We start from the raw sequence: 13,425 nt of genomic DNA on the forward strand, positions 1-13,425 counted from the left end.
AAACCCATAAATTGATTTTAAAAACAACAAACGATTGATCGAGCCATCTTCGATTATAAACTCAAATTATCGAACCTCTCCAAATTAATTTTTGTTATGATCAAACCGGCTTAGGTCTACTACTCTGTAATACCAGGGATAGCATCAATAGGCTAGGGTACGCTAAATCCGTTCTACAACAAGGAAAATTCAATGCAAGTTAGTCTAAATCCCCTCGGATTGAAGCTTTTTTTAGCTGTAGTCAGTGTCTTTCTGTTTCCCATTTCTGCATCCTCTCAACCCATTACACCCGCTTCTGATGGTACTGGAACCCGTGTCAATACAGAAGGAAATCGCCATGATATTGAAGGGGGTTCTCTCAGTCAAGATGGTCGCAACCTATTCCACAGCTTTGAGAAATTTGGCTTGAGTGAAGGAGAAATAGCCAACTTTCTATCTAACCCCGATATTCGCAATATTCTCGGACGGGTTGTCGGTGGCGATGCTTCAATTATTCACGGTTTAATTCAAGTGACGGGGGGAAATTCTAATCTATTTTTAATGAACCCCGCAGGGATAGTTTTTGGTTCAAGCGCCAGTTTAAATGTTCCGGCTGACTTTACCGCTACAACCGCCACCGGAATTCAATTTAATGAAAATTGGTTTAATGCTGTTGGGAATAATGATTATCAAGCCTTGGTGGGGACTCCCAGTGGTTATGCTTTTGCAGTGTCCCAACCCGGAGTGATTTTAAACGAAGGAAATCTCATTCTAGAACCCGGAAGTCATCTCACTTTATTAGCCGGAACGGTTATTAATACGGGTCAATTATCCAGTCCTGGAGGTCAAATTACCCTGGCTTCAGTCGAAGGTGAAAATCTAGTTCGGATTTCCCAAGAAGGACAGCTATTAAACTTAGAAATATCTCCGATGGAAACAGCAAGCGGAGAATACCCCATTACACCCTTATCCCTTCCTCAACTGTTAACGGGAGGTGAAACGACAACTGAGGCTAATACAGTCATTGTCAGTGATAATGGTCAGATTATTTTACAAAATTCTAACACCGTAATTCCCGATGAAACCGGGACAGTAATTGTCTCAGGGAATTTAGATGTTTCTGACACTGAACAAGGCGGAAATATTAATATTTTTAGCAGGAATTTATTAATTATTGAAAGTGAAATTAATACAAATGGAGAGAATATTAGCGGGAATTTATTGATTAATTCGGACAATGATATTACCATTAATCAACTTCTAGCCGAAACAGAAGCCGTTGAAATCACAGCCGAACAAGATATTAACTTTAACCAGATGACCACAGAAGGGTCTCTAACCGCCACAACCACCAGAGGCAATATTAATCGGATTGATGATAACTCATTAATTACAGCCCCAACCGCCTTATTTAAAACCGGAGAAACAGGTAGCATTGGTAGAATTGAGAATCCTTTATTGTTAGATGTTGAAAACATTGAAGCTGTTGCTGGCAGTGGCGGAATATTTCTCAAAACGAACTCCCCGTTAACAGTTGGAAATGTTAGCGAAGAATTTACAGGATTTTCCACGACAGGAGGCGGTGAAATCAACCTCAATGTAGAGGGGGATTTAACAATTTTAGAAAATATTTCAACAGCCGTATATGATACAAATGCTGGAAACATTACTCTGAGTAGCAACAACGGTGAAATTAATACAACAGGTCTATTAGACTCTAGTTCCTCAACTGGAAATGGAGGAAATGTTAGTCTGACGGCTGAGGGGAATATTACCACAAATAATATTAGTTCCTATTCGTTGGGTACGGGTACGGGTGGAAACATTACTCTGAGTAGCAACAACGGTGAAATTAATACAACAGGTCTATTAGACTCTAGTTCCTCAACTGGAAATGGAGGAAATGTTAGTCTGACGGCGGAAAGCAATATTACCACAAATAATATTAGTTCCTATTCAGGGACTACAGGTACAGGTGGAAACATTACTCTGAGTAGCAATAACGGTGAAATTAATACAACAGGGGGTTGGTTAGACTCTTTTTCTTCAACCGAAGATACCGGAAATGTTAGTCTGACGGCTGAGAGGAATATTATCACAGGTGATATTACTTCTGGAGGTGGAGAAATTAGTCTTGAGAGTAGTAATGGTGATATTGATACAAAAAAAGGTAGGTTAGACTCTTTTTCCTCTAAGGAAAATACAGAAAATATTAGTTCTTCAAGCAGAAATGCAGGGAATGTTAGTCTGACGGCTGAGGGGAATATTACCACAGGTAATATTAGTTCTTTCTCAGAAGCAGGTAGAGGTGGAAATATCACTCTTGAAAGTGTTAGGGGTGAAATTAATACAACAGGTGGTTCGGCAACTCAAAGTCAAGTTTCACCGGGTGGTTCTTTTGAGGAAATTAAGGATACATTTGCATCTGACATAGCAAATCTTGATTCTTACTCTACCTCTGGTTCGGGTGGTAATATTACTCTAGAAGCTCAAGGTAATATTACTACTTATGATATCAGTTCTTGGGGCGGTCAAAATAGTGGTAATGTTAATATTACAACTCGTCAAGGTAATATTAATACCGCAGTTATTTTCTCAGTTCAAGGTATTGATACTGAAGTTGTTTCTTCAGTTTCAGAAACGAGTAGAGGCGGTCAGATTCGTTTAGATTCTCCTCAAGGAAATATCACCACTTCTCATTTACTATCCTCAGCCACACAGCAGGGAGGCGAGATTACAATTAATAGCGGTGGTCGTTTTAGTTTGGGTACTGCAACAATTAATTCTTTTGCGAGTGAAGGAGAAGCCGGAAATGTCACAATTAATGCTAATGATGGTGTAACTTTGGGCGGTGATGCTAACCGTAATTCAATTCGTTCTGATGGTTTACGACGAGGCGGTAACATTGAGATTACCAGTTCCGCAGGTGAAATTAATATTCCCGGTGAATTAAATTCTTTTTCCAGTGAAGGAGAAGCTGGAAATGTCACAATTGATGCTAATAACAGTGTAACTTTGGGTAACAACGATACTTCTGTTTATGCAATTCGTTCCTACGGTTCACAACAAGGCGGTAACATTGAGATTACCAGTTCCGTTGGTGAGATTAACATAGGGGGTAAACTAGATTCATATTCTGAACAAGGTAGAGCCGGAAATGTCACTTTAAATGCGGGCCGGACAGATTGAAATTCAAGGGATTTATTCAGATGGTTTGCAGCAAGGTGGTAATATCAGCATCACAAATGAGGGTGAAAATAATATTAATATTTTAAGTCCCTTACAAACCTTCTCCGAAGAAGGTATAGCCGGAGAAATTACACTCTCTTCTTCTGGAAATATAAACACTCAAAGCATGAATTCTGAGGGTTTACAGCAGGGTGGTAACATTAGTATTACCAGTTCCGCAGGTGAAATTAATACCATCGGTCAACTGAATTCTTTTTCTCTAGAAGGAACTGCGGGAAATGTAACTTTAAATGCGGCCGGACACATCGAAATTCAAGGGATTCGTTCTGAGGGTTTACAACATGGAGGTGATATTAGCATTACGAGTGATAGTCAAAATAGTATTAATATCTTAGGAAATTTAGATACATTTTCTCAACGGGGTGAAGCCGGAAAAATTACATTAGATTCTCCGGGAAATATTACAACTCAAAATGTTCGTTCTTATGGTCAAACAGAAAGTGGAGATTTAATAATTACCAGTCAAGGTAGTATTTCAACGGGTTCTGTGACAACTGAAGCGACTGGAGGTAGCAGTGGTAATATTATTATTAATGGTCAAGAAGTCGTCGCGGGAAATGTTAGTTCTATTGGAACGCTTAGTGCAGGAAAAATACAGATTGAGGCTACAGATGGTTCAATCCGAACGCTGGATCTGACTTCTCGTTCTACGGAGGGAAATGCAGGTGGAATTGATTTGGATGCTACAGAGGATATTAACACAGAAGATCAAATCGTATATTCCAAAAAAGGAAATGCAGAAATTGATATTAATGCGGGGAATGACATCAATATTAAAGGCGATCAAAGGGCTACTACTGAGGAGGGTAGTCCTAGTATTAGGAATAACGCAGAGAATAGGATCAATATTGACGGCGAACAAATGGCTACTACTAGAAATGGTAATGCTTTAATTCGTAATGTTGCACGTAATGGTATTAATGTTGGTGAACAAACAGCGATTGGTACAGAACGTGCTACCATTGAAAATATTACGACGGGTGGTTCAATCACAACAGGGCCGCAAAATGCCATAGAAAATGGACAACCCGGTACAATTATTAATCAAGAAGGAGACAGTAATCCCACGAATTTAGAACCGATACAGCCTACTTTTGATAATCCTGAAATAAACAGACCCGCGACACTTGCTGAGGACTCAAATCTGCCTAGACCAACTCCAGATCCTCCTGAAAATCCGCAGTTTAATTCAGAGAACCCCGGACTCATAAATAATGAAAATGTTGACAATCGTAACAATACTCTCGTTCAAAGAGCATCTGAAGAATTACGCACAGAGATATCTAACTCTCCAGAAGGAAATAACAGTGATGAAAAGCAAAGTTCTGATATTAGTTATTCTTCCTCAGAGGTTCTCAATGTCTTGAATTCCAATTCTGTTAGTCCTTTGGCGATCGCCTCTGCGGATATGGTAACAAATCTAGAATACAATCGGAATCAAGAATTTTCTAGGTATTTTGGTGATGATTTTGCAAATACTAATCTTTCTACTGAAAATGTTAGGACTGTATTAGATGATATTGCCCAACAAACTGGAATTCATTCGGCTGTTATTTACGTTACCGTACAAACTAATCAATTAGAATTAGTTGTCTTTACGGCGGAGGGTAAACCGAAGTTTCACCGAATTGAAGTGCCGCGAGAAGAGGTCTTGAAAGTGGCTAGAAATTTTTATAATGAAGTGGCCAGTCCGATCAGATCTAGACGTTATTTAAAGCCGGCTCAACAGCTTTATGACTGGTTAATTCGACCCCTTGAATCCCAACTACAAGCCGAAGGAATTGATACCATTTTATTGAGTTTAGATTCGGGTTTGCGAGGATTACCTCTGGCCGCATTGCACGATGGTCAACAGTTTTTAATTGAGAAATATAGCCTAAGTTTGATTCCCAGTATAAGTTTGATGGATACTCGTTATACTTCTCTGAAGAATAGTAAAGTCTTAGGGATGGGTGCGAGTGAATTTCTAGAACTTGATTCTTTACCTTCCGTCCCGGTAGAGTTGGAAACCGTCACCCAAAGATTATGGCAAGGTCAGCAATTTTTAAATCAAGAGTTTACCCGCGAAAATTTAATCAATCAGCGTAAAAAGTATCCTTATCAAATCATTCATTTAGCAACCCACAGTGATTTTACTGTTGGAAATCCCGCCGATTCTTATATCCAGTTGTGGGAGGATGACCAACTCAAGCTAGACGAATTAAGAACTTTGGGTTGGCAAAATCCCCCGGTTGAACTGTTAGTTCTCTCTAGTTGTAGAACGGGGGTTGGGGATGAACAAGCGGAAATTGGGTTTGCGGGATTAGCCATAAAAGCGGGAGTGAAATCGGCTTTGGCGAGTTTATGGTATGTTAATGATGTGGGAACTTTAGCCTTAATCACTGAATTTTATGCTCATCTGGATAACGTTGTGATTAAAGCGGATGCGTTGCGACAGGCACAATTAATGATGATTCAAGGACAGGTTAAAATTCAAGATAGTCAGTGGCAGGGTTCCGAACCGGATACTTCAATTGTGCTACCGCCTCAACTCAATTCTATAGGTAATTTCGACTTTTCTCATCCCTATTATTGGTCGGGTTTTACAATGATTGGCAGTCCGTGGTAAACTTATTTTTACATTAAATTTTTCTCTAAAACTAGATCAAATAATAAAATTCAAAGTCCGGCTTCCGTTCGTGCTTGTTGTAAATCTTGGGGAAATTCCCAACGATTCGACCAAGAGTTCAGATCATCAAAATCTATAGTTAAGCAAAAATAATACAAATAAACAACCAATAAAAATATTAAAATCACAAGAATATTAAAAAACGCTTCCTCTAATCGCCATGAGTTGGCAAACATTGACGTAAGAACCGGAAGCTTGGCTCAAAATCTGCGAATAGAAGGTGTTATCAAAGAACTCTCTCTACGAGGCGACAATCATTCATTGAGTCGAAAGTTCGTCTATCTATGGCTTGACCACTTCAAAGATATCGTGAACAGGACTGGGTGCTTGATCGCTGGTATTTTCAGTTTGTACACTGACTCGATATAATCCCGGTTTCAAGTCATCAATTGTTAACATCCATTCTTGTTCCTGTTCGTGAAAATCAAGATTTATCGGGGGTTGTTCGTGGGAAATTGATGTGATTTTTGCGTGAAGTTTTCCACTGATAAACCCTGGCGTACTGATGACTCTCGCACGCATGGCGATCGCTTCATCTGTCAAGTATAAATCATCTAAAGCGAGGCTAATTGCAGTTTGTGAGGCTCTAACACTCGCCAAATCTGATTGATTAAATTTAATTCGATTCTTCAAATCTTCTAGAATTTGATTCTGGTTTTGTAAGGAGCTATGACGTTCGGCAATAAAGCTATTATTAAAACTATTAGACAGTTCAATTGGAATCGCAGAAACTTGAGGAACGGTGCCGTCACCGTCGGCAAGATCGGGGCGATTTTGTAAGATTTTTGGTAATTTTTCGCTCACCGTGAGTTTTCCATTAATGAACTCAGCCGATTGAAAAGTAGCTTGCTGAATACCTGCAATGGGAATCGTTTTAAATGAATTGTGGTAAGTTTCATCTTGGCGATGTTTGTTAACTGCATCTTCAATTTCCCGATGAAATTTTAGGGCATCTTCAGCGCGACTTTTGACAATATTTGGCAGATTGTCGGCTTCGGCAATTCGCAGATAGTTATCGCCAATTTTAACCATTTCATAGATCGGAAGCAGTTGATAAACTGACGTAAAGGAGCGTAAAACTTCGGTTAAATCTCCGAATAGCATCTTGTAGCCATTGGCGAGAAAATTGACCGCATGAACCGAACCGCGATAGGGAGTACCAAAGGTAAATAAAGCCCTGCAATCTCGCCAACCTTCTAATACTTCCAAATAATAACGAGACACCAATCCCCCCATACTATGAGCCAATAAAATCACTTTGGCATCCTCCGCACCACTGGCTTCTCGCCATCGTTTTAAGCGTTTATCTAATAGTTTTTTGAGTAACTTTGCGGAAGCGCGATTATCCCGTCGCCAGTCATAAGGAAAGTGATAAAAATTGGCAGGTTTGTCATTGGAATCGGTGTAAATATTGCCCGAAGTTACATCGAAGTTATCGGTAATTAACCGTGCTGTTTTGGTATAGCCATCAATTTTCCATAAACCGGGAATCAGATGGGTGTCTTGAATGAGCGAAGTTGCTTGAATACCATCCCCCAAACTTTCCGCGTCTGGGTCATCTTGGTCTATTTTAAGTTGTTCAATAGTATCCCCTAAATTGGTTAGTGCTTGCCAAATTGCCTGACCTGAAACCGCCCAAATATCTTGACCATTTTTTTGTAAGACGCTCCCCGTAATTCCGGGGATAATTACAACCATGTCTTTCATTTTACTTTTTTCTGTCATCGTATTTTTCCTCAAATAATGTTGATGTAGTTTAGAAAAGGCTCTGATTTGTGTTTATTAGCCGAAAATGAGTTGGTTTTTCAGCTAAAGTATTTTTAGAACCGAGCCATTAACTTAAGTTGTGTGTTCAAGGCTGACTAATGCGATGATTATTTAGATATTTTTAAGCACAAATTCCACCTTTTCCGTCGTCCATTCATTACTCGCTTTAGTCACAATCTCCGCCTTTTTCAGATTTAAATCCCCGTCTAATGGCAGCAATTCCAACAAGTGATAATTCGTTGCATATACATTCGCAAATACTTTTATTACATTTACCCCTTCCTCATAATTTTTTTCCAGTGATAGTTTGAGGTCTTCTATTATTTCTTGTCCCGGTTCTACCACTTCATAATTCGCACCTTTGGGATAGATTTTTGTAATACTAAAATCTTCAGCAAAGAGCAAGGCAGTGATATTTAAAGTTTGGTTAGTTGATTGATTATGAATGTGAAAGGTAATATTTTCTTCGTCTACTTTCAGTTCAGGAACCTTATCATCAGTATTCAAAACTACAGGTTGCCGTTTTACTGATTTAACCAATTCTACCTTAAGTTTACCATTTAAGCGAGAGAAAGCATCTTCATTATCAATATTCAAATAATTTTGATAGATGGTCATATGGATTAAGCGATTAATCAACTTTTCGCTTGATTTGGCATCGTCGATATTGATCGGAAAAAGAATCTGTTTTATCGGTTCTTTATTAGCATCTAAGATCCAATATTCTCCTTCTGAATTCAACGAAACAAAATAATCTACATTCTCATCTGGTTCTTCCGGGGAACAGAATTCTATCCAGTAACGATTATTTCTCATAGTGTCTTTTATTTCCTTAATCTGAGTTGGTAACGATAACAAATCGATATCCGGAAATTTAGGCAATGAGTCAGGTAAAAGAACACGAACTTGTTTTACATCTAGACTTAAACATACAGCAGGTGAACCGATTTCAATCATTCTTTCTTCTAATTTAGGAATGGGTTCTCTGCGTATAAATTCGTTGTGTAGCTCCGTTGGTTCTGCCCAACAGTCCGATGCTCCCACTTCTACAACTTTAACGGTAGCAATTTTATTTTGGCTGTCTTGAAAATTTCGGGTTCCGAATTTAAAAACATCAAAACAGACACCTTTTTTGATACCGCTTGCTTCCCCCATTTGTAGTTTAACTCGATTCTTGGTAAGGTCTACATCCATTACCGCAGTGTTACGGTTAGCAGTAACAGCTTTCCCCCCAAAAAAAGTTCGTTCTATCTCTCCCATCAACATCGGGGTTTGTCGGTCAAATTTATTGTGAACGAAGTTAGAAATACGATTAAACAGTTCTTCAACAGCAATTTCTTTTCCGAAGTCTCGCAGAGATTTTAGTAAAAAATAAGTTAACGCGCCGTTGCGTTCTGTGCCTTCAAAGACATCTTCATAAGCAAATTCATTATCCCGACAAGCGGCTATTAACGTATAACCTTTAGGTTCGGGTAACAAACCATTAACAACGGTCATATTGCGGCTATTATTTCCTGTTGAATTTTGCCAATTTTGAGCTAATTCTTCAAGCGGTGCAACTAAACTATTAGTGGGTCGGGGAGTCTTATCAATAAAACCTTCACCGCGAATTCGGTCATCTCCGCTCATTTCTCGGGTGGCGCCACCGGAATGACAACTATCCAGTACCAATGTTATCACTAACTCTTTGTTCACCATTTCTTCGAGGAGTTTTGCGAATTCTATATCCCGCAAATACTGAGAATTTTGTTGACCGATATCGCAGGGAACTAACGCTTCATCGTTACCACCAGAACCTTTAATATCTTCAAAAATTGTTTTGGCTCGTCCGCCATGACCCGAATAGTGAATATAAACTTGATCTTGCGGTTGTGCTTTGGCGGTTAATTCTTGGAATTTGGCGACCATATTTTCATAAGTCGGTAACAGTTCGGGGGGTTCTTTGGGTTGAGTCGGATTATCGGAAGCCGTCGCCGTGAGTTTAATAATTTGTTCGGGAGTCAGGTTGAAAGTTTCTGTTAAATAGGTTTCAACGTGGTTAATATCTCGCACACATCCCCGCAAGTTTTTGTAGTAGTAACCTTCCGGTAAACGATGGGGAAAATAGAAATCAATTCCAATTAGGAGGGCGTAGAAGTTAGGAGTTGAGTTGGTCATGGTTAAATCCTCAATAAAGGGTTTGGGAAAATCTACATTTAGAGAAATCTGAACTCGAAGCGTTTATTCAGTTTTTCATGGAAAGTTGTCAAAGTTTCCTGCATAACTCCCTGTTAATTTTTAGGGCATCTTCATCCTCGGGATTGGGTTTGAGATAATTCTCTATATACTTGCATCCTTCCTGAACTAAATAATCAAAATCCAACCTCCACAGCCTGACTTTATTGTCAAAACTGGCTGTTGCCAATCTGTTACCATCGGGACTGAAACTCACCGCATAAACCCAGCCCGTATGGCCACTGAGGGTTTTGATTTCTTTGCCTGTAGCGATATCCCACAGTTTCACTGTGTTGTCACGACTACCTGTAACCAGCCACTTACCATTTTGGCTGAAACTGATGCTAAAAACCCAGTCTGCATGACCATTAAGGGTGTTGATTACTTTGCCTGTGGTTGCATCCCAGAGTTTCACAGTCTTATCACGACTGGCAGAAGCCAGTAGCTTGCCATCACGACTGAAACTGACTTCCAAAACCTCATCTTTGTGCTTATCTAAGGTGTTGATTACTTTGCCTGTGGTTGTATCCCAGAGTTTCACGGTGCTATCATCACTGCTAGTAGCCAGTAACTTGCCATCAAAACTGAAACTGACACCCCTAATCTGTTTCGCGTGTCCACCCAAGGTGTTTGGTACTGCAACATTGGAAACGGTATGTAATAACGACAGTTCGACCTGAGTGCGGGTATCGGCATCTACTAAGGGTATCCGTCGCATTTTTATAACTGCCTGCAAACTCGTTTTGAGTGCTTTCGACCCGTTTGAACTTAAAACTGCGTCGGAATATTGAGTTAGAGATTTTATTTCATTAATAGAAGCACGCCAAAAACCCCAACCTGCTATTCCTGCCAAGCCCAAAGTCACCAGAAAGCCGCCAGCCAGACCCCCAACAGCGAGTTGTCGTATCCGTTTCTGTCGGTTTTGGTCTTTGAGGCTTGCTTGAATAAAATCTCGTTCCTCCTGGGTCATCTCATCGGCTCGTTTTTGCAACCATTCTTCGGCTACCGTCAACGGCGCCCCCCGCAACAAATTCCCGGCGTCATGGTTATTCTTTTTCCACTCCCCTAACGCTATCTTTAACCGTTCTTGCCAGGTTCTAAACTCGCGGTTAGCATTCATCCACTCCCGCAGCGTTAACCATTCTCGAATGAGCGCTTCATGGATGACTTCTACGGTATCTTCTGCAAAAGTGACCTCTCCCCCAACCCCTCTCCTGCGAGGCGAGGGGCTTTGATGTTGTTCCTTCTCTTCTGCAAAAGTGACCTCTCCCCCAACCCCTCTCCTGCGAGGCGAGGGGCTTTGATGTTGTTCCTTCTCTTCTGCAAAAGTGACCTCTCCCCCAACCCCTCTCCTGCGAGGCGAGGGGCTTTGATGTTGTTCCTTCTCTTCTGCAAAAGTGACCTCTCCCCAAACCCCTCTCCTGCGAGGCGAGGGGCTTTGATGTTGTTCCTTATCTTCTTTAGAAGCAGAAACGCTTTCATTCTCCCCATTCCAAATAAAAAACTTTCTTTCTTTTCCCTCTCGACTAATAAATAGTCCCGCGAGGGACACCTTTCCCCTCTCCTTTTAGGAGAGGGCTGGGGAGAGGTAGGAGAGGGCTAGGGAGAGGTCGGGAAGGGGGCAGGGGGGTTAGGTCTTTTTGATGCCGTCCCGTTACCACCAACCGGGCTTGATATCCCGCTAAATAACTCACCAAATTCCAGTTTTCTTCCCCGACTTCTTCACGGGTCGCTACTCGTCGGGTGTCTTCGGTTCCTTCCCCCGGACGCACCAACTGCAAAAAGATTCGTTGGGCTTGTTGTTTCTCGGTTTCGGTCAGTTTTTGGTAAACTTGTTCTGCATGGTTGGCGATCGCTTTTTTAACGCCCCCAATTTCGCTATAGGCGGAGTGAGTTAACGTGCGGTGTTTCTGTTTTTCCCACAGGCGAGTTAGGGCAAATTCTAATAACGGTAAATTCCCCGGTTCTTGCCCGACATCATCGAGAATTCTTTCCGTTAATTGGTCTTCTAACTGCACGTCTAACTTTTGGGCGGGAAGTTCAATGGCCTGTTGTAATTCCTCCCGTTTCATCGAACTGAGTAACTTCGGAGTATAGGTTTCTAACGCATCCCGAAACGGGCGATAGGACAGCACATAACCGTAAAAATCAGCCCGTAACGTAAAAATCAATGTAATATTTTCTTGAGAAATTGCCGTTAGTAATTCATCGGCAAAGCGTTCCCGTTCTTCCTTGACTTGGCAAAGGGTATAGAGTTCTTCAAATTGGTCGGCAACTAACAGTAACCGTTTCCCCGGATTTCGTTCTAAAATCTGAGAAATGACCTGTTGCACCGTGATTCTACCCCGTTGAAAATCGCTGGCGAGTCCCATTGCTTCCCGCATTTTGTGAGTTTCTCCCGCTTCCGGTTCGAGTTGTCTCACCAAGGCAAAAGCCAAGGGTAAAAACGGGTCTTTTCCGGGCTTGAAAATTTCAATTAACCAGTTTCCTTCTTTTCTCAATTTCGGAATTAATCCCGCAAATACTACCGAAGATTTACCGCTCCCACTCGGCCCAATAACCCCCACTAACGGCTGTTGGTTGGTGGCTTCTACTAATTTATCAACAAAGTTTTCCTGTCCAAAAAAGAAGTCCGCATCTTCTTCTCCAAAAGCGGCTAATCCCTGATAAGGGTTCGGCGGAATGAAATCTTTAAAGGCGGTTAAATCGGGATTTTCCTCGGAATCAATCTCAGAATCTCTAGAGGGTTTTTTCTTGAAAACGGGAGTTTCATGTTCTAAGAAACTCATCATCTGCGAACAGCCCAACTGATAGGCTTCTTCGACTTCATATCCTGCGGCTAACCCATCATAAAAGGCGACGGAAAAGGCGAGGGCGGCTTTGTCTCCGACCGCTTTATTCATCCCCAATACATAATTTACATATTGACTGATGGCGTTAGCTTGAACTTCCGAATAACAAGCATTTAAAATAACGCACTCTACACCCTTTGTCGCAAATAATTTAAACATACTGGCGAGGGCATCGGTTGGCACCACCGCCATTTTCCCGGTATCATCTTCGAGAACAATTCCTTCCTGACCAACTCCGTGTCCGCAAAAGTGAACAATTGATGGTTTATAATCTAATATTGCCCGATAAAAATCACGAGAACGAACTGCTAACTTTTGTTCTAATTTATACTGATGTCGTTGATTGGCCCGTCGCAACCCCTCATCAATTTCCCGAATTTCTTCCTCCAGTCGCAACCGGGTGGTATTTTGGGGATTGGCCGCTAATATTAAAATCGTTTTGGGACTTGTTTGATTTGTCATAAATTAGCTTGCAGTTGCAATGGTGCTTTCTATTAAGTGGCCTATTTTTGAGTTTTGATGTCTCCAAAGCTTTTGACTTAATAATACAGTAATAAACTGCACCGAAGCCAATTGACAACTAAAAGCCTGAAATTCCCTTCAGCGTTGGGTTTGGGCATTGGGGGAACTGATTTGACTTCGGGGAATCCCCGAACTTTATTTGGATGTCCAATTGAATAAAACTGCAACCGAAGG

Annotated in this window: 7 protein-coding genes; 2 read left to right on the forward strand and 5 right to left on the reverse strand. The window is 41.0% G+C overall.

What is annotated here, in order from left to right; genetic code table 11:
- Positions 1-192: 192 nt before the first annotated feature.
- Positions 193-3,168 (forward strand): filamentous hemagglutinin N-terminal domain-containing protein, encoded by a 2,976-nt coding sequence (locus ACL6C3_RS15065; protein WP_413168032.1) that lies wholly within the window; start codon positions 193-195, stop codon positions 3,166-3,168.
- Positions 3,149-5,836: a CHAT domain-containing protein gene (locus ACL6C3_RS15070; protein ID WP_413168033.1), complete on the forward strand. Its 2,688-nt coding sequence runs from the start codon at positions 3,149-3,151 to the stop codon at positions 5,834-5,836. The genes ACL6C3_RS15065 and ACL6C3_RS15070 overlap by 20 nt, the downstream gene beginning before the upstream one ends.
- A 50-nt stretch (positions 5,837-5,886) precedes the next feature.
- Here the strand turns inward: ACL6C3_RS15070 and ACL6C3_RS15075 are convergent, their stop codons facing one another.
- The 5 genes from ACL6C3_RS15075 to ACL6C3_RS15095 all read right to left on the reverse strand — a co-directional run bounded on the left by ACL6C3_RS15075 (position 5,887) and on the right by ACL6C3_RS15095 (position 13,191).
- The gene (locus ACL6C3_RS15075; RefSeq protein ID WP_413168035.1) at positions 5,887-6,072 is read right to left on the reverse strand and encodes a hypothetical protein; all 186 of its coding nucleotides are present in this window, start codon (positions 6,070-6,072) and stop codon (positions 5,887-5,889) included.
- A gap of 106 nt (positions 6,073-6,178) precedes the next feature.
- Positions 6,179-7,621, reverse strand: coding sequence for a lipase/acyltransferase domain-containing protein (locus tag ACL6C3_RS15080; protein WP_413168036.1), 1,443 nt, complete (start codon positions 7,619-7,621; stop codon positions 6,179-6,181).
- A 153-nt stretch (positions 7,622-7,774) separates the two neighbouring features.
- On the reverse strand, positions 7,775-9,820 hold the full coding sequence (locus tag ACL6C3_RS15085; RefSeq protein WP_413168037.1) for a caspase family protein: 2,046 nt from the start codon (positions 9,818-9,820) through the stop codon (positions 7,775-7,777).
- An 88-nt stretch (positions 9,821-9,908) separates the two neighbouring features.
- Positions 9,909-11,429: a WD40 repeat domain-containing protein gene (locus ACL6C3_RS15090; RefSeq protein ID WP_413168038.1), complete on the reverse strand. Its 1,521-nt coding sequence runs from the start codon at positions 11,427-11,429 to the stop codon at positions 9,909-9,911.
- Complete coding sequence (locus ACL6C3_RS15095; protein ID WP_413168040.1) at positions 11,404-13,191, reverse strand: CHAT domain-containing protein; 1,788 nt, start codon at positions 13,189-13,191, stop codon at positions 11,404-11,406. The genes ACL6C3_RS15090 and ACL6C3_RS15095 overlap by 26 nt, the downstream gene beginning before the upstream one ends.
- Positions 13,192-13,425: the final 234 nt, after the last annotated feature.

Origin of the sequence: Capilliphycus salinus ALCB114379 (genome assembly GCF_047276495.1) — a bacterium.
In the GTDB taxonomy this organism is placed as follows: domain Bacteria; phylum Cyanobacteriota; class Cyanobacteriia; order Cyanobacteriales; family Microcoleaceae; genus Capilliphycus; species Capilliphycus salinus.